Origin of the sequence: Natrialba magadii ATCC 43099 (assembly GCF_000025625.1) — an archaeon.
In the GTDB taxonomy this organism is placed as follows: Archaea; Halobacteriota; Halobacteria; order Halobacteriales; family Natrialbaceae; genus Natrialba; species Natrialba magadii.
In genome coordinates this window covers 376,982-394,628 of the sequence record NC_013922.1, presented here as the reverse complement: position 1 = coordinate 394,628, position 17,647 = coordinate 376,982, and the positions used below count along the sequence as shown (strand labels likewise).

Genomic DNA, 17,647 nt, shown 5'->3' with positions numbered 1-17,647 from the left:
CTAGGCACCAGCAGTGTCTCCGACACTCGGCTACTGACTTCAGCCCTCGAATTCCGAACGCGTTCGGCCTGTATCTCCCACGAGCGCCACACTGAGCGGATCGAAGGCGAAACGCACTACCCGGTGGGGTGACTAGGGCAGCTAACGACTGCGCACTGATTCGCATGGATCCACTCTCGCTCCTCGGCATCGACGTCGTGTTGTTCTTCGTGATCGGTCTGTTAGCCGGTGCCCACTGCATCGGCATGTGTGGGCCGCTCGTGACGATTTACGCGAGTCGGATGACCGACGACAGTGACGGGACCAGCGGAAACGACACGGGCACGGACAAGAGCAACGGCGACGGCTCCGTCCGAACCGACGGCAGCGGTGCCACAGCAACCACCCGCTCCCGCTCCGGTCACCTCACCACCTACGAAGTCCGCCAACACGCACTGTTCAACCTCGGGCGCACCGCGAGCTACACCCTCCTCGGCGCGGCCTTCGGCGCACTCGGCGGCCTCCTGTTCGTGACCACCGAGCAACTGACGCCGGCACTCGAGTTCACTCGCGGAACGCTCGGATTGCTCATCGGTGCGTTCGTCATGATAACGGGAGTCTACTACGTGCTCGGGAAGACGGCTAGCGGTGGGATTCACCTGCCGGGGCTCGAGCGCGTGACGGGCTGGTTGACGACGTACGTCGATCGGCTCGCGAACGGGCCAGGTATCGTCGGTCTCGGTGCGCTTCACGGTCTCTTGCCCTGCCCAATTCTCTACCCGGCGTTTCTGTACGCCTTCGCAACTGGGTCCCCGACCGGCGGGGCGATCGCGCTCGCAGCCCTTGGACTCGGGACGGTACCAGCGGTCTTCGCGTACGGGACGATCATCGATTCTATCGACGTGGCACACCGCCGCCGGGTACACCAGCTCCTCGGGGTCGCGTTCGTCGTCCTCGGCTACGTCCTGTTCGCTCACGGGCTGATGAGCCTTGGAATCCACGTTCCACACCCCGAGTTGCCGTTCTACGACGGTATCGACGCACCGGGTGTCGAGTCGGGCGGCCACGGCCACCATTGAGCACTGATTGGGAGCACCACGATTACCACGATTACCACGATCACTACCGCGCACTAACCAATGACAGAGACGAACGACACGAACCGAGACCCGGACGCCACGGCGGACAGTGACACCGGCTGTACGCTCTGTGAGCTGCCGGTCGAGGGCAGCGGCGTCGTCGACGACGGCAACGCGTTCTGCTGTGTCGGCTGTCGAGACGTCTACGACGCGCTCGGCGACGTCGAGGACGTTGACGCGACGGATATCCGGGACGCACGTTCGGCGCCCGACGCGGAGAGCGAGGGGAAGGACGAGGTCGAAGACAGAACGGTCCCACCGGGCCACGAGACCACCTTCCTCGAGGTCGACGGCATGTACTGTGCGACCTGCGAGGCGTTCATCGAGTCCGTCGCGTCGAACACCGAGGGCGTCAGCCACGCCAGCTCGAGTTACGTGACGGATACGGCGCGGATCGACCACGATCCGGAGACGGTGTCGGTCGAAACGCTCAAAGAAGAGATCAGCAAGCTCGGCTACAGCGCCTACGACCGCGAGGACGCCATCAGCCGCCGTCGAGCCGACAACTGGGAGATGGGACGCGTCGCCGTCGGCGTCCTGATGGGGATGATGGTGATGATGCAGTACATCGTTATCATCTACCCGACCTACTTCGGTGGGCTGTTCTACGACGACCGCACAACCGAGTTCCTCACCGAAGCGCTCGCGAGCGGCCGCGCGACGCCGTTCTACATCGGCATCGCTGCACTGACGACGATCATCCTGATGATCACCGGGAAGCCGATCCTGCAGGGCGCCTACGTGGCGATCAAAACTCGATCGCCGAACATGGACCTGCTCGTCTCGATCGCAGCCATCAGTGCCTACCTCTACAGTACGCTCTCGATCGTCGTCGGTGATCCAGAACTGTACTACGACGTGACCGTCGCCATCATCGTCATCGTCACCGTCGGCGGCTACTACGAGTCGACGCTCAAACGCAAGGCGATGGACCGCCTCTCCGATCTGACTGCGGTGCAGGTCGATGAAGCCCGCCGGGTCTACACCAGTGGTGACGGCGATACGAGCACTGCCATCGACAGTGGCACCGCCGTCGACAGCAGCACCGTCACCGACGACGAAAACACTGACACCACCAGCAACGGCGAGACAACCGTCGCCGTCGATGAACTCGAGTCCGGTGATCACGTCCTGGTCCGCACCGGCGAGCGAATCCCTATCGACGGCACCGTGGTCGGCGGTCAGGCCGCAGTCGACGAAGCCGTCGTCACCGGCGAATCCCTGCCCGTGACCAAGGAGTCGGGCGACGAGGTCGTCGGCGGCTCGATCGTTTCCGACGGCTCGCTCACCGTCGCAGTCGGCGAGGACGCCACGAGCACGCTCGACCGGATCAGCGAACTCGTCTGGGACCTCCAGAGTGGCACCCACGGCATCCAGAAGCTCGCGGACAAACTGGCGACGATCTTCGTCCCGCTCGTCCTCGTGCTCGCGTTCGTCGTGACAAGCATCTACCTCCTCCTCGGTGCCAGTATTGCCGACGCCCTGCTCGTCGGCCTCACTGTCCTGATCGTCTCCTGTCCGTGCGCGCTCGGCCTCGCGACCCCCCTCGCCGTCGCCGCCGGGATCCGGGACGCACTCGAGCGTTCCATCGTCGTTTTCGACGACAGCGTCTTCGAGCGCATCCGGAACGCAGACACTGTCGTCTTCGACAAGACCGGCACGCTGACGACCGGCGACATGACCGTCGTCGACACCGACCTCGCGGACGACCTGCTCGAACAGGCGGCGGTACTCGAGAGCCGCTCTGCCCACCCGGTCGGTGAGGCGATTGCGGCAGCGACGCCAGCGTCGCCGGTAGCGGACGGTGGAGCGGTTGCGTCATCGGAGGACGAACTGGCTGTAGCCGACGGAGAGGCGACCGAAGAGGGTCGCGAAACTGGAGGCGACGACCGAATCGACTCGTTCGAATCCCATCGCAACGGCGTCTCCGGCGTCGTCGACGGCGACGACCTCATCGTCGGGCATCCGGACCTGTTCCGTGATCGGGGGTGGACCGTGCCGGGCAACCTCGCTGAGCAGATCGCAGACGCGCGCGAAACCGGGCGCGTTCCGGTCGCCGTCGGCCGCAACGGCGCTGCGGACGGCCTGATCGTCGTCGGCGACGATCTCCGCGAGGGCTGGGACGAGACGCTCACCGCGATTTCGGAGTCGGGGACTGATATCGTCGTCCTGACCGGCGATGACCGCCGCGCAGCCGCGCAGTTCCGCGAGCACGACGCCGTCGATCAGGTGTTCGCCGGCGTCCCGCCGGAGGGGAAAGCTGAAACCGTCGACCGACTGAAGCGGACCGGCCAGACGGTGATGATCGGCGACGGGACGAACGACGCGCCGGCGCTCGCCAGCGCGGATCTCGGCGTCGCACTCGGCGGCGGAACGGCGATGGCAGCCGACGCCGCCGACGTGGCGCTCGTCGATGACGACCTCTCGTCGGTCGACACCGTCTTCGAACTCGCGCGGGCGACGGACCGCCGCGTCAAGGGCAACATCGGCTGGGCGTTCTGTTACAACGCGATCGCGATCCCGCTCGCGGTGACAGGACTCCTGAACCCGCTGTTCGCCGCCATCGCGATGGGTGCGAGCAGCCTGCTCGTCGTCACGAACTCCTCACGGCCACTGCTCGATTAAGCCCGGGAGACGTGGCACTCGAGTTCACCCTACGCCACCGTTGACTGGAGCAGCGTTGCCAGACAGCAGTTGGGGCAGCAACGAACCTGTCCAACGGTACCGTGGCCGTGAGGACGTGGGAGCTGGTCCGCTTACGACGATCATATCACCAAAATAATGCGTCATGAGTGCAAAACGGACAGATACCATGGCCGATCGTCCCCCGACCGGCGGCTGGTATGCAAAACGGCCCGGGCTGACCGTTGTCGCTGTCGTCGCCGCGTTACTCGGACTTCTTGTCATCCTGCCGTATCTACAGTACGTGCTGCTCGGCGTCGTCCTCGCGTACATTCTCCGCCCTGCACAGCGCTGGCTCGAGCGCTACACGGGTCCGCTTATCGCCGCGCTGACACTCGTCGCCGTCGCGATTCTCGCGATTCTCCTGCCGCTCACCTACGTCCTCATTGTCGCATTTCGGGAAGCACTCGGTCTCGTCGGTGCCATCCAGAACGGGCAACTCGACATCGAGGCGATCGAGTCTCAGATCGAGGCGACCGGCTACTCGATTGACGTCGTCGAATTCTACCAGACCTACCAGGAGCCCATCGCGACGGGACTGCAGGGACTCGCGATGAGCGCGCTCGATATCGCCGGCGGCGTGCCGGGGATACTCATCGGCCTTACCGTGACGCTGTTCGTCCTGTTTGCCCTTCTGCGAGACGGCAGCGAGTTCGCCGAGTGGGTCACGCGCGTCCTGCCGGTCGAAGACGAACTGCTCTCAGAACTGCTCTCGGAGCTCGATCAGCTCATGTGGGCGTCGGTCGTCGGCAACGTTGCAGTCGCCGCAATTCAGGCTATTCTCCTGGGTATCGGGCTTGCGTTACTCGAAGTTCCTGCCGTCGTGTTGCTTTCGGTCGTGACGTTCGTCTTCGCGCTGTTGCCGCTCATCGGTGCGTTCGGTGTCTGGGTCCCCGTTTCGTTGTATCTACTCGCAACGGGACAGTTCGTCGTGGCCGGCATACTCGTCGCCTACGGCTCGATCGTCAGCGCTTCGGATACCTACATCCGGCCTGCGCTCATCGGCCGGACGAGCGCGTTCAACTCCGCGATCATCGTCGTCGGTATCTTCGGCGGGCTGATCATCTTCGGCGCGGTCGGTCTGTTCATCGGACCGGTCGTCCTCGGCGGCGCGAAGATCACCCTCGACCTGTTCGCCCGAGAGCGCGCGGCGGGTACCCAGCCAGTTACCGGTGCCGGACAACCGGGCGAGGACGAGGGAGTGCAGACGGTCGGTACTGGTGTCGGAACCGACAGGAACGGCGACGACGATGAGAGCAACGGCGACCACGAGACCCGCGGTGCAGGCGAGAGTGACACCGACACGGACGAAGCAACCGACAAAACAGACGACACCGACACGGACGAAGCGACCGACAAAACAGACGACACCGCCGACGCCGACGGCTCGGATTCAAGTACCCAGTAACCCCACCGTGCATTTCGACACCAGATGACGGTTGCGCTCACCGGAACGGGTGCGTTCATTATCCCCTAGCTGCAACAGACAGCTATCGTGTCTCGAACGGCAGTTCGCGGTTCCGAGAGCGGGACGAGGAGGGCGCTGGGTCACACCGGCTGCACGGGCGAATCCGGATACCAGTACAGTACCATTCCAGTACCAGCGATCAGTACCAGCGACCAGTACCAGCAGTACAATCACCCAGTACAATCACGCAGTGAGGCGGTATGAACGAGTCTGATACATACACGACGGGGAGTCCCTACGCTCCCCACACGGACGATGGACGCACAGCAATGCTCGAGGCGATCGGGGTCGACTCCGTCGACGAGCTCTTTGACATTCCCGAAGCGGTTCGGTTCACCGACGGGTTCGGGATCGACGCACGGTCCGAGCGCGAGACGCGCCGGCTCGTGCGCTCGGTGCTCGATCGGAACGCAGACCTGACGGAACTACTCGGGCGAGGCCACTACGGCTACTACATCCCCTCGCTCGTCGACCACCTCGCGGATCGGTCCGAATTTCTTACGTCCTACACGCAGTACCAGCCCGAAGTCTCCCAGGGCTTCCTGCAGGCGCTGTTCGAGTACCAGTCGCTGCTGGTCGAACTCACAGGACTGGAAATCGCCAACTGCTCGATGTACGACGCCGCGACGGCACTCGGCGAGGCCGCAACACTCGCAGAGCGCGTCCGCTCGACGAGCGGCCACCGCGTGCTCGTCCCCGACCTCCTGCGAGACGGCCGACGAAGCACGCTCGAAAACTACGTCGCCGGCACCGACCTCACCGTCGAGTCCTACCCGACCGACGACGGCACCGTCGACGTGGACGCACTCGAGTCCACTGTCGACGAGGGCGACGACGTCGTCATGGTCTACGCGGAGAATCCGACCGTGCGCGGAACGATCGAGGAGCAACTCGAGTCGATCGGCGAGGTCGCAGACGGCGCTGACGCGCTGTTCGTTCTCGGTTCGGACCCCGTTGCACTCTCGCTCCTGCAGCGACCCGCGGACGTGGGCGCAGACGTCGTCATCGGCGACGCAAGTGTCCTCGGCCTGCCGACGAGCTACGGCATGGGGCTTGGCCTCTTCGCCTGCCGTGAGGAGTTCCTGCGCCAGGTGCCCGGCCGACTGGTCGGCGTGAGCGAGGACGCGACCGACCGGCGGGCGTTCACCCTCACGCTGCAGACCCGCGAGCAGCACATCCGACGCGAGCGTGCAACGAGTAACATCTGTACGAACCAGGCCTGGGTCGCGCTGCGAACCGCGATGCACGCGGCCTCTCTCGGCCCGAACGGAATGGTCGACCTCGCAAAGCGCGGCGTCACGCGCGCGGATGAACTCGCGGCGCGACTCGACGACCTCGACGGCGTCCAGGCACCGGTCCACGACCGCCACCACATCCGCGAGTTCGTCGCACGCGTCGACCAGCCCGCGCCGGCAATTGCCGAGGATCTCGAGAAACGCGGCTTCGCAGTCCACGTCGTCGGCGAGCACGAGATTCAGGTCTGTGTTGCCGGCGTCCCTGACGACGATCTCGACGACTTCGTCGCGGCGATGACGGAGGTGGTTCGATGAGTAACGATCAGACGACCAACGACCCAACGACGGACGCCAGCCAGGTCCGTTACGACCAGGCTCGCTACGTCAACGACGGCCAGTACGAACCGCTACTCTCCGAGAAGGATCAGACCAGCGTCGACATCGGAGCCGGCGACTCACCACTCCCCGACGACCTCACACGAGACGACCTCGAGTTGCCCGAACTCTCGGAGCCCGAGCTCGCCCGTCACTACACGCGCCTCTCGCAGATGATCTACGGGATCGACAGCGGCCCCTACCCGCTTGGCTCGTGTACGATGAAGTACAACCCCAAGTTCACCGAGGACGTGGCGGCGCTGCCCTCGGCTGCGGTCCACCCTGATCGCTCCGAGGAGTCGATTCAGGGGACACTCGAGTTGCTGTATCGACTGCAGGACTACCTCGGCCGAATCGGTGGCATGGATGCCGTTACGCTCCAGCCGCCCGCAGGTGCAGCCGGCGAGTTCGTCGGCATCCGCGTCGCCGCGGCCTACCACGAACACAACGGCGAGGGCCACCGCGACGAGGTCATCATCCCCGAGAGTGCCCACGGGACGAACTTCGCGACCGCCGCACTCGGCGGCTACGACGTCGTCTCGCTGCCGAGCGACGAAGACGGGCGTGTCGACCTCGATGCGCTCGAGGCCGCCCTCTCCGAGAACACAGCTGCGCTGATGCTTACGAACCCCAATACGCTCGGCCTGTTCGAGCGCGATATCGAGGAGATTGCCGACATGGTCCACGACGTCGGCGGTCTTCTCTACTACGACGGCGCGAACCTGAACGCGCTGCTCGGCCGCGCACGACCGGGCGATATGGGCTTCGACGTGATGCACTACAACGTCCACAAGACGTTCGCGACGCCCCACGGCGGCGGCGGTCCCGGTGCGGGACCCGTTGGTGTCGTGGCTGAACTCGAGCCGTTCCTGCCTGCGCCTCGCGTTCGTGAGGCCGACGCGGAGACGAATTCCGGGCAGGCGACCTACGAACTGTTCGATCCCGACCACACCATCGGCAACGTCCACGGCTTCCAGGGCAACTGGCTCGTCCTCGTGAAGGCGTTCGCCTACATCGCCCGCCTCGGCGACGAGGGACTGACGGACGCCAGCGCCAAGGCCGTACTCAACGCGAACTACCTCGCGAGCCAGATCGAGTACGACGTTCCCTACGGGCCGTTCCACCACGAATTCGTCGCCAGCGCGGGCGACCAGGACGCAGCCGACGTCGCAAAGCGGATGCTCGATTACGGCGTCCACCCGCCGACGACGAAGTGGCCCGAAATCGTCCCCGAGGCGCTGATGACCGAGCCGACGGAGATCGAGAGCAAGGACACACTCGATCGCCTCGCGGCGGCGTTCAACGCGGTTGCTCAGGAGAGTGACGAGGTACTCGAGGACGCCCCCGAGCGGACGACGGCGCGACGGATCGACCAGACCAGCGCGGCGCGGAGCCCGCGGCTGTCCTGGCACGAGTTAGCAGAGGAAGACACGTAGGAGAGCCGTTTTCCGGTTCAGGTTTTCTTTTCGGGGTCCACGATTCAGCGTCCAGCAGACTCACTCGCAGTTCCGCTCCCACTCCTCACGCGAAATGCTGTACTGAACGAGGGCTCGCGGCTCGTCGTCGATGACGACCTTGTTTCGGAGTCGACCCTCTTTGCGGCCGCCGAAGCGATCGACGTACTTCTCGATCGCGCGACGCGATTTGTCGTTTTCCGGGTCGTGTGCAACAGCGACCAGTTCGAGATCCAGTCGGTCGAAGGCGAGTTCGAGCATGCGAGCAGCGCGCTCACCGGAGTAGCCACGGCCCCAGAACGGTTTCCGGAACCACGTGCCGAAGACCGCCCGTTTGCAGTCCCAGTCCACGGAGAGTCCCGCTGTACCGGCCAGTTCGCCGGCTTGCTTGCCCTCGTTTTCGTTTTCGTCTTCGTTTTCGTCTTCGTCTTCGTCTTCGACTTTGACGCCGGCCTCATCCTCCGCCAGCCGAACCAGGTAGTTTGCGGCCTCGCCGTCGTCGAACTGCTTACCGGACTGTTCGACCCAGTCGAACGACTCCTTTGGGTGAGCGTGTGGGTCCCACGGCATATACTCCGTCAACTCGTCGACGTGAGGGGTGCCGGCCTGGACGTACTCGTAGAGTTCGTACGCGTCGAACTCTTCCGGGTGCACTCGCTCGTACCGGAGGCGTTCGCTCTCCATCTCGGTCGGGAAGAGTGACATGTTCCTACACCTACGACGAACAGCGGTGACGATAAGCGTATTCGAGGGATGAAACCGGTGGTCACACCACCGAAACAGCTTTGTGCCGTTTCGCTGCGTGCGATGCAAACCAGCAACCGGCCCTGGAAAACGGCCACAGTAGAGGAGTCAAAACCAGCAGTTTCGGGCTACCGGTCTCCGCTTCGGTCCGGCAACCCCGTCCCGAGGTGCTCGAGTAGCGCCGGATGCAGCGGCCCGTTCGAGCCGAGCAGCGCTGTCCGCTTGTCGGTCGCGAGATCGAAGACGAACGGCTCGCCGCGCTCGTCGGTGATCGTTGCACCCGCGGCGCGAGCGATGACGAGGCCGCCGGCGATGTCCCACGGATAGGTGTCGTGCTCCCAGGTCGCGTCGGCGCTGCCACTCGCGAGATAACAGAGGTTGAGCGCGGCCGAGCCAAGCCGGCGGACACCGCGTGACTCCTGGTAGAAGTGCGAGAGGAACGTGCCGTCCGGATCGTAGCCCGAGATGAGCATACTCTCGTCCAGTCGGTCGCGATCCGTCGTTTCGATCGGGTCGCCGTCTCGCCAGGCACCGATACCTGCAATTGCGCTGAACAACTCGTCCGTTTCGGGAACGTAGACGACACCCATCGCTGGCGTGCCGTTCTCGAGGAGAGCGATCGAAATCGAGTAGTTGGGATTTCCGTGGGCGAAGTTCCCGGTTCCGTCGAGGGGATCGACGACCCACGTGTAGCCGTTCTTACCGTTCCTGCGGGGTTGTTCCTCGGAGACGATGCCGTGATCTGGGAACTCGTTGTCGATAACGGTCGTGATGATCCGATTGGCCTGATGGTCCGCCTCGGTGACGATATCCGACTTGTTGCTCTTGACGTCGACGGTCTCGACCTGGCCGTGCAGTTCGCGCAGCGGTTCGCCGGCTGCCTCGGCAGCCTCCGTTGCAATCGTGTGGGCGTGCTCGAGTACCGTCGAGGAATCGCCGTCCGTCAGCGCCGGAGTCGTGGAGTCGGAACCGGGGGCACGCGAAGGAGACGGAGTAGGGGCAGGGCCAGGGGGAAGGCCGTGGTCGTCGCCGACCGACTCGGCAGCGAAATCTCCCGCTTGCTCGCGCGCCGCCGTGGTTGACTGGCGCTGGGGCTCGTCGACATCGCGGATTCCCCACCCGAGTTTCTTCGAAATCGCGGTGAAGAAGTGGTCGTCGTAACTCGTTCGGACCACGTGGGCAAGCCGTTCTGCGCCCGTAATCAGGACCTCCTCGCCAGTCTCGAGTGTGGCGTTCGCCCGACCGCCGTCGACCAGCAGGGTTGCCGGCCCGCGGGTCACGAGCCGAAGCTCCGTCGAGGACGAGACAATGATTGGTCGGACACCGATCTGGTGGGTGTGTAACGGGACAAGCTGGAGCGTGTGGTTGTCGACCGGATAATGAATTGGGCCGTTGGCGGACAACGAGATACCGGTTGAACCCGTCGGCGTCGAGACCGCGAGGCCGGTTCCCTCGAACTCACCGATGTACTCGTCGTCGGCGTAGACGTCGAGTTGCGTGATCTTGCGGTCGATCGGATTCTCGGGCGGCACGTGTTCGACCATCACATCGTTGATCCCCGTCGCGTCGATACCTTCTCCGTGGACGACGACCTGCTGGCGGCTATCGACTTTGGCGCGGCCGTGGATGATCTCGTCGAGTGCAGCCTCCAGATCTTCGGGCTCGACGCGTGCGAGGAAGGCGAGCGTGCCCGTGTTGACGCCGATCTGCGGGACGTTCCGAGGTGCGAAGGTCTTGATCCCCTCGAAGAACGTGCCGTCGCCGCCGATCGTTACGCCGAGTGTCGCCCGATTCTCGTCGTAGACGTGATCGATATCGTCGCCGACGGCCACCGTCGACAGCGAGATGTCGCGCTCGGCCGTCCAGGACTCGAGTCGAGCGACGACATCGTCGCTGTCGGGACTAACGATCGCGACGATCTCCTCCGTCGTCGCGAGTCTACGTCCTTGCATTACGTTATCCGTGGAACTGACTGACTATGGGTGTTGGTGTTCCTGGTGTGACGACCAACGAGTTTCCGAAGGCGGTGGGAGAATGAGAAACTACGCGTCTGCACTCGAGTCGACCGTGGTTCCATTATCGCTGATCCGGACGAATCCGTAGTCACAGTCGGGACAGTGCCACTTGACCTTCTCGCCGAGGTGGACAGTCGTACTCGCCGCACGGTAGAACGTCCGTTCCTCGCCGCAGTCGGGACAGTCGTGATCGAGTTCCATCGCCATACGAGGCGGTTGCGCGCGGAGCGAATTGAACGTACTGGTTCCGGATGCTGGTAAGTGGGACTGCAAAGCGACGAGACAGCCGAGCGGCTAGCAATTAAGTAAGCACCATCCGTCGGTTCGGCTATGTCGATCTACACCGGCCGCGGCGACGACGGTCAGACAGACCTGCGGGACATGACCCGCGTTTCGAAGACGAGCGCCCGCATCGAGGCGTACGGCACCGTCGACGAACTCAACGCGCTGCTCGGGACGATTCGCCCGACCGGCCACGACGACGTGGACGACTGCCTGCGAAGCGTGCAGAACCACCTCCACGTCGTCCAGGCCGACTTCGCGAATCCCGATCCCGACGAGGACGACCCCGCGATCACTGCCGCGCACGTCGACACCGTCGAAGACTGGATCGACGAGTTCGACGAGGAACTCGAGCCGCTGACTTCGTTCATCCTCCCCTCGGGAAGCGATACGGGCGCACGACTGCACCACGCACGAACGGTGTGTCGGCGCGCCGAACGCCGGGCCATCGACCTCGCACAGGACGAGGAGATCAACGAGCAGGCCGTCCAGTACCTGAACCGGCTGTCGGACGGCCTGTTCACTTTCGGCCGCGTCGTCAATGCACGAGAGGGTGAGCCTGAGGAAGCGCCGGAGTACTGAGAGACTGCGGCGGCGCGGGTACACGGGAACAGGGGGTTGGGAGACAGAGGGACTCGAGTCCCCGCTCGCATGATACCAAAGCGTTTGGCCGCGATTTGCTGTGAGGGAGCCAGCGGGTTCGGTGATGGGAAGACACCGGATGTGCCTGTGTCGGCAGGTCACACTGCCGACTGAAAGGAAGTCTTAAGTCGAATGCGCGGATAGCACCGGGTGCGGGTTGGTGATCTAGTCCGGTTATGATACCTCCTTCACACGGAGGAAGTCGGCAGTTCAAATCTGCCCCAACCCATTTTCTCGCACGCGATCTTGAAGGACCGGGATTCGCATCCTGAGCCTACTGAATCGGTATTTTTCGCTCTCATTGAGCGGAGGCCGATTTTGAATTCGTTAACGAACATAGCGATTCTGTCCCGCACCCCAGGCACGTCTGCGCATTAGGTTGAAGGAGCACTTAAATTCACATGCAATGAGAACGACTCACACACTGCTAATCAATCGATCCTTCGGTTGCCATATACGGAGATAGTTGGTCAGTTAGACTGTTTTATTTCCTTATAGCTTTAAGTGAGTAGAGTGGGTTACGTCGAAATATGACTACTATTCTGGGTCTGTGCATCGCAATCCTCCAGTCGCTCCGTTCGTCCGTAGTAGCGACCACCCTGGAACCGGCGTGCAGGTCAAGAGCATAACCAGCCAGGAGGCCAGGAGGGAGAGACGGTTAACGCAAATCGGAACTAACGGCCGATGGAACACTCGAAACTCGAACAAATCCGCAACACTGACGACAACCTAAGGCGACTCGCGGAGGTCTGTGCCGAGAACGGCCCTGTCGAAGCAATGGCTGACCCCAGTCACGTCCAGCCAGTCGAATGGGTGGAGGCACAATCGCACAACGACGACGCCAGAAAGCTGGTAGCGAGGGAGGCAAGCGAGGTAGAGGTGGAACTAGGCGAGGCAGTGCTGGTACACCAGACCAAGCCCAACCGAGCCGAGTCGATCCTGAAGGATGGGTTCGGCGACCCCTTGGAGCACGTTCATAGCGACCTCTACCACGTACCCGGATCCGTACGCTACGGATGCGTGTTTCTCTGGCCCCACAGTAATCACTTCGGTACCTCTTTCTTAGATCGCGGAGGAGCGGCCATCATCTGCCGCATCCGGATAGAAGACGTGCAGGTTTCCGCGTACGGGTCCTACAGCGCCCTCTGCCACCAGGAAAAGTACGATCGATATGAGAAGTTGAACGAGCATCTGGACAGGATTCCGCCAGAGGAATATAACAAATACCACGTATATCCCTACCGAGATTACCTGAAATGGATTGAGGATGGTAACGGTGAGTGGCCGGCAGATTCGCTCTACCCATACGTCATGCATTAGATGTTATTGAGGAATCCCCCTACTTTCGGCCTTCTCCGACTCCATGAGCTCGTTATAATTCTCATCCAAGATATCCGGCGACACGTCACTCCTGTCCAAGACAATGGCCGTAGCCACCCAGAGTGAAGCATATCCTCCTGCTCAACAGAACCGAGGGAGACACGATCGCGTGCGCCGTCTTGGATTGCTGATGCGTCACCGCAGATCTACGGGTTCTACGACTTGCCCGCAGTTCGGACCGGACGACGGGGGGTGTCCGCAATTATTCGCTCATATCGCTGCTTGGATTGCCTGCAGTGTCTGCGTTCCTGCAGATCACGCGACTTTCCCGAAACTCAACTATAGGGACGGGGGGTGTCCGCAATTCTTTTTCGGTATCACTGCTTGGATTGCCTGAAGCGCACGCTACATGGAACCTACTGCTCACCCATGACGCTGGCAAAGACGGTTACTACTCGCGCGCAGTCGGATGAGATTTTAGACGCGTCGGCGCATACAGTCAGACACTCAAGATTATGGTGTACGATGTGAGTGAGGTCACTGGTGATTCGGCTGACCCATCGGTAGGGGATGTCGTCTCGATCGTGCTTCGTCGAGTTTCCTCACCAAGGGAGGGTGTGCATGCCGACTCACTCGCTCATACCGCCGTTGAGGAACATGGTCAGGACGCAGTTGCTGAGTGCGTGCGATTGATCAATGGAGGGAGGACTGACGCATCGCCAAACAGGATCACGTGCTTCCGGTGAAGAGAACTATTTGCGCGGAATCGACGTTGGATCTGCCGTCTCGATCTATCTTCATGTTAATATTGGTCCGGAATGTGATCGGATTTGAGCAAATACTGATCCTCGCCTTTGAGCTCACCATGATCATTGCTGGCGTCGTCGGTCTTGTCTATTTCTGATAGTGCTGGGTGAGTGCGCACGTTCCGAATGAAACCGCGGTACAGTACCTTGACGCGACGGCATGGAACACAGTCTCGGTTCAGAGTCCTGTTACTATCTCATGGTACACAAGCATGGTACAGAATTATAGTACCGGTTCATGGTACAGTGACGGAGTACCGTTACACAGTACAGAGTCTTGGTACACTATCTTGGAACTGTACCAAGGAACGATGCCATGGCTTCGATACTTGTTCTAACCACATGGCACACCAACTCAGTACATCTCACAGCCACTAAACCAGTTTATGATAAGCGCCGACAAGCTGCTCCCTAAATTGCGGACTGACCATACCCTTTGACTGAATTCTGTTCTTAAGGATTAGGCGAAGTACATCTTCTACACTGAAGTGAGCCTTTGATAGTCTGTAGAGAGTTTTCTGCAGTAAGTTCTTGATCACAAGACGAACATCGAACGTTTTCCATGGGTCCGATACCGCTTCCATATCCAATAGTGACTGTCTGAGTCGTTCCTTCCTCAGCTAATTCGATATCCATCTCTCCTCGTTCGTACTCTACCTGTGTTACCGTGAGAGGGGTTACTCGAACGTCTAACGCATGCCGTTTACGGATTTCTTCCTGCTTCTGAGGATATCCCTGATCTCGCTGCTTGTGGAGGTCACTTAACTCCGAATCAACCTTCTCGTACTCTGCTTTCACCTTTTTCCTCTCCTTAAGTGCCTCTACGCGGTCATCTTGGTCACTACCGTTGATCGCTTCACTTAGTTCGTCGATCTTTGAGGATAGCTTCGAACATTCTTCTTCCAGCTCTTGGATCCGTTGTTGTTGCAGCTGGCGGTACTCTTCGACCTCTGCGTCTGCAGCTCTGGATGCCTCTCTGTGAACTTCGTCAATTTCGGTCTGCACTTTCGCCATTAGCTGATTCTGGGCAACGTCGAGAAGTGAAGGTACGTCTGCTTCCGAAAACGCCGATTGAGAGGCAGTGGATTCCGTTTCCGTGGTAATAGACGTCATTCGAAGAAACGTCTCTTCCAACTCTGGAAGTCTCTGTTCCGAGCGGCCATCTATGGCAATGGCCCGAAGGAACTCTTGTTGGTACTCACTGACAGTCTCGATACTCACCTCGAAGAGTACCACAATCGCCGCTCGGTCGTAATACGGAGTGAATTGTGTTTCTCTCACTTCGACGTCGCTTCCCTCCACCCATTGTGGTAGCTCTACTTTGGCCTGGTCGGCTTCTATGGTCAACTTTCCCGTGGGACGACGTTCACTCGCTTCTCTGAGAATTCGCTGGAAAAACTCACTCTCCGGATGAAGAGGATTTCCAGTAGCCCCCTCATTGGTGTCGTCGCCAGTGAGTAATGACATCCTCCCGGCTGGTAATTCCGTGTCCTCATTATCGGGGATGGTAGCCTCCCACTTGTCCCCTTGTTTATCGATGGTGCCGCCAAGCGACTCTAAATAGCGTTCGGTAAATTCCTCGACTGCAGACTGCGTGACCGCGAGGGCTGCATCAGTCATCGCTTTCACCCAGGTCAAAGCCTTCGAAAACACCGCTGTTGAACTCCTCTAGTTTGTCAGCAAGTTCGCGTTGTTCTTGTAGATCGACGGCCATCGCATCAAAATCGTTCTCCAGATCGACTTCTGAATCAGCATTAACCAGCCGCTCGAAAATCTGGTCTTCGAAGCTCGTTCCGGACTCTTCTAATCGACTCAGGATTGAACTCAGTTCTCCTACACTCTGTTGGAACAGGTCGATTTTGTGGTAGAGGCGCTCCAACACGTATTCTTCAACAGTATCCTTTAGCGCCATATTGAATATGAAGACATCCCGCTTCTGCCCGATACGGTGGACACGCCCGATCCGCTGTTCGACGCGCATCGGATTCCACGGCAAATCCATGTTCACTAGCAAATTACAGAACTGAAGATTACGGCCTTCGCTCATCGCATCGGTTGAAACAAGGATTCCTCCTTCCTCCTCGAAGTTCTTCACGATCTTCTCCTTCTCACTACTGGAGTGCCCGCCATGGAACGCGTGTACTGTATACCCTTCCGAGGCAAGTCGGTCGAGAACCTGTCGTTGGGTCGCTCGGAACTGCGTGAAGACGATCACGCGCCCCATCTCGACATTGTCGCGGGCCTCTTCAACGATGTCCAGGAGACGCTCCTGTTTCGTTACCGTATCAATATCTTCGATCAGATCAAGAATCGATTCCAGTTCGTCCGCGTGGGTGAGTTCGGACTGTTCATAGAGTCGTTTCTCGATTGTTTCCTTAAGCGCTACAGGACTACTGACAACCTCCTTCTGGAGGAGCATCAACACTAGCTTCTGCCCTTGGTCTTGGCTGTATGCACCTTTGACGTAATCGGAGACTGCCTGATAGAGTTCGCGCTCTTTTTGAGTGGGATCAAACGTTCGTGTGTCGATAGTTCGATCTGTGAAGTCGATGTCCGTGTCTTCCCGTCGGTTCCGAATCATCACTTTGTTCAACCGGTCTTGCAATTCGTCTCGATTGACGAGCGTCTCTTGGTTGCTGTTCACGAAGTACTGATGGAACACATCGCGCGTACCGAACAGACCAGGGCGGAGCAGTGAGACGACATTATACAGGTCCGTCAGTTCGTTCTGGATTGGTGTTGCCGTCAGGAAGAACGCGTAGTTGTACGAGAGCCGGTCGATCAGGTCGTATCGGTTTGTCTCTTCGTTCTTGACGTAGTGTGCCTCGTCAAGTACTAAAACGTCCCAGCTGCGGTCGAGTACCGTCTGTCGGTGTCGTTCACTCTTCGCAGTGTCGATGCTCGCAATGATGTAGTCGTGCGCATCAAAATCCTCAAACTCGTCGTCATAGTTGCATATAAAGTCGAGGCCGAACTTCTCACGGAGCTCAGCCTGCCACTGTTTCGCCAGTTGTGCAGGCGTGAGAACGAGCACGGACTCATCCGTGTCCCGAAAATGCATCTCCTTGAGGATCATCCCGACCTCAATGGTCTTTCCAAGTCCGACCTCGTCAGCGAGAAGGGCTTTCCCATCCATCTCGAAGAGAGCCCGGTAGGCTGCATCCACCTGATGTTCGAGTAGCTTAACGGCGTTCTCGTCTAACTCCTTCAACGACCGAAGTTCAGAGTCCGGCTGACCCGCATGAAGACGAACGGCCTGGATACTCTGTAGATGATTCCCATCGGTAGTGTCGGTAGATAGGGAGTCGAGAAGATCGTCCGCAGGCTCGTGCGAGACCTCAACATCGACGAGGTCGTAGCCTCTCATACTTTCGTAGAGACAAGTATGCGTGAAATACGTTTTGTGACCGACAAACGCTGATCAGTACATCTTATGGTACTCACAAAGCAGACTGAACCCACAGGACCATAGTGCTTATTGGGTGTCAAAGGAGTCTGGTAAGTAT

12 protein-coding genes and 1 tRNA gene are annotated in these 17,647 nt (G+C 60.3%); 8 read left to right on the top strand and 5 right to left on the bottom strand.

Features of this window, described 5'->3' with window-relative positions:
• Positions 1–164: 164 nt before the first annotated feature.
• The 5 genes from NMAG_RS01840 to gcvPB all read left to right on the top strand — a co-directional run bounded on the left by NMAG_RS01840 (position 165) and on the right by gcvPB (position 8,314).
• Positions 165–1,058 (top strand): sulfite exporter TauE/SafE family protein, encoded by an 894-nt coding sequence (locus tag NMAG_RS01840; RefSeq protein ID WP_012996355.1) that lies wholly within the window; start codon positions 165–167, stop codon positions 1,056–1,058.
• A 60-nt stretch (positions 1,059–1,118) separates the two neighbouring features.
• Complete coding sequence (locus tag NMAG_RS01835) at positions 1,119–3,743, top strand: heavy metal translocating P-type ATPase (RefSeq protein WP_004213912.1); 2,625 nt, start codon at positions 1,119–1,121, stop codon at positions 3,741–3,743.
• A gap of 187 nt (positions 3,744–3,930) precedes the next feature.
• Positions 3,931–5,208, top strand: a complete 1,278-nt coding sequence (locus tag NMAG_RS01830) for an AI-2E family transporter (protein ID WP_004213910.1) — start codon at positions 3,931–3,933, stop codon at positions 5,206–5,208.
• A 260-nt stretch (positions 5,209–5,468) separates the two neighbouring features.
• On the top strand, positions 5,469–6,818 hold the full coding sequence (gene gcvPA / locus NMAG_RS01825; RefSeq protein ID WP_012996354.1) for an aminomethyl-transferring glycine dehydrogenase subunit GcvPA: 1,350 nt from the start codon (positions 5,469–5,471) through the stop codon (positions 6,816–6,818).
• Positions 6,815–8,314 carry an aminomethyl-transferring glycine dehydrogenase subunit GcvPB gene (gcvPB, locus tag NMAG_RS01820; RefSeq protein ID WP_004213907.1) on the top strand — a complete coding sequence of 500 codons (1,500 nt, stop codon included), beginning with the start codon at positions 6,815–6,817 and terminating at the stop codon, positions 8,312–8,314. Before gcvPA ends, gcvPB begins: the two co-directional genes overlap by 4 nt.
• 60 nt (positions 8,315–8,374) lie before the next feature.
• Here the strand turns inward: gcvPB and NMAG_RS01815 are convergent, their stop codons facing one another.
• From NMAG_RS01815 to NMAG_RS01805, 3 genes are all read right to left on the bottom strand, one after another.
• Positions 8,375–9,037 carry a GNAT family N-acetyltransferase gene (locus NMAG_RS01815; protein ID WP_012996353.1) on the bottom strand — a complete coding sequence of 221 codons (663 nt, stop codon included), beginning with the start codon at positions 9,035–9,037 and terminating at the stop codon, positions 8,375–8,377.
• A gap of 167 nt (positions 9,038–9,204) precedes the next feature.
• Positions 9,205–11,028 (bottom strand): NAD(+)/NADH kinase, encoded by a 1,824-nt coding sequence (locus NMAG_RS01810; RefSeq protein WP_004213905.1) that lies wholly within the window; start codon positions 11,026–11,028, stop codon positions 9,205–9,207.
• A 90-nt stretch (positions 11,029–11,118) separates the two neighbouring features.
• Complete coding sequence (locus tag NMAG_RS01805; protein WP_004213904.1) at positions 11,119–11,298, bottom strand: DUF7838 family putative zinc beta-ribbon protein; 180 nt, start codon at positions 11,296–11,298, stop codon at positions 11,119–11,121.
• A 123-nt stretch (positions 11,299–11,421) separates the two neighbouring features.
• On the opposite strand from NMAG_RS01805, the gene NMAG_RS01800 reads away from it, so the two are divergent.
• The 3 genes from NMAG_RS01800 to NMAG_RS01790 all read left to right on the top strand — a co-directional run bounded on the left by NMAG_RS01800 (position 11,422) and on the right by NMAG_RS01790 (position 13,335).
• Positions 11,422–11,955 (top strand): cob(I)yrinic acid a,c-diamide adenosyltransferase, encoded by a 534-nt coding sequence (locus NMAG_RS01800; RefSeq protein ID WP_004213903.1) that lies wholly within the window; start codon positions 11,422–11,424, stop codon positions 11,953–11,955.
• A 214-nt stretch (positions 11,956–12,169) separates the two neighbouring features.
• Positions 12,170–12,244: transfer RNA gene (locus tag NMAG_RS01795), tRNA-Val, on the top strand.
• A 455-nt stretch (positions 12,245–12,699) separates the two neighbouring features.
• The gene (locus NMAG_RS01790) at positions 12,700–13,335 is read left to right on the top strand and encodes a hypothetical protein (RefSeq protein ID WP_004213902.1); all 636 of its coding nucleotides are present in this window, start codon (positions 12,700–12,702) and stop codon (positions 13,333–13,335) included.
• Positions 13,336–14,594: 1,259 nt separating this feature from the next.
• Here the strand turns inward: NMAG_RS01790 and NMAG_RS01785 are convergent.
• Entirely contained in the window at positions 14,595–15,761 is a 1,167-nt protein-coding gene (locus NMAG_RS01785) for a hypothetical protein (RefSeq protein WP_004213900.1), read from the bottom strand.
• Positions 15,754–17,508 carry a DEAD/DEAH box helicase gene (locus tag NMAG_RS01780; RefSeq protein WP_004213899.1) on the bottom strand — a complete coding sequence of 585 codons (1,755 nt, stop codon included), beginning with the start codon at positions 17,506–17,508 and terminating at the stop codon, positions 15,754–15,756. The genes NMAG_RS01785 and NMAG_RS01780 overlap by 8 nt, the downstream gene beginning before the upstream one ends.
• Positions 17,509–17,647 lie beyond the last annotated feature (139 nt).

Coding starts and splice junctions, on each gene's coding strand:
- NMAG_RS01790 (WP_004213902.1), top strand. CDS start 12,700: ATGGAACACTCGAAACTCGAACAAATCCGCAACACTGACGACAACCTA.
- NMAG_RS01785 (WP_004213900.1), bottom strand. CDS start 15,761: ATGACTGATGCAGCCCTCGCGGTCACGCAGTCTGCAGTCGAGGAATTT.
- gcvPA (WP_012996354.1), top strand. CDS start 5,469: ATGAACGAGTCTGATACATACACGACGGGGAGTCCCTACGCTCCCCAC.
- NMAG_RS01800 (WP_004213903.1), top strand. CDS start 11,422: ATGTCGATCTACACCGGCCGCGGCGACGACGGTCAGACAGACCTGCGG.
- NMAG_RS01830 (WP_004213910.1), top strand. CDS start 3,931: ATGGCCGATCGTCCCCCGACCGGCGGCTGGTATGCAAAACGGCCCGGG.
- gcvPB (WP_004213907.1), top strand. CDS start 6,815: ATGAGTAACGATCAGACGACCAACGACCCAACGACGGACGCCAGCCAG.
- NMAG_RS01810 (WP_004213905.1), bottom strand. CDS start 11,028: ATGCAAGGACGTAGACTCGCGACGACGGAGGAGATCGTCGCGATCGTT.
- NMAG_RS01835 (WP_004213912.1), top strand. CDS start 1,119: ATGACAGAGACGAACGACACGAACCGAGACCCGGACGCCACGGCGGAC.
- NMAG_RS01840 (WP_012996355.1), top strand. CDS start 165: ATGGATCCACTCTCGCTCCTCGGCATCGACGTCGTGTTGTTCTTCGTG.
- NMAG_RS01805 (WP_004213904.1), bottom strand. CDS start 11,298: ATGGCGATGGAACTCGATCACGACTGTCCCGACTGCGGCGAGGAACGG.
- NMAG_RS01815 (WP_012996353.1), bottom strand. CDS start 9,037: ATGTCACTCTTCCCGACCGAGATGGAGAGCGAACGCCTCCGGTACGAG.
- NMAG_RS01780 (WP_004213899.1), bottom strand. CDS start 17,508: ATGAGAGGCTACGACCTCGTCGATGTTGAGGTCTCGCACGAGCCTGCG.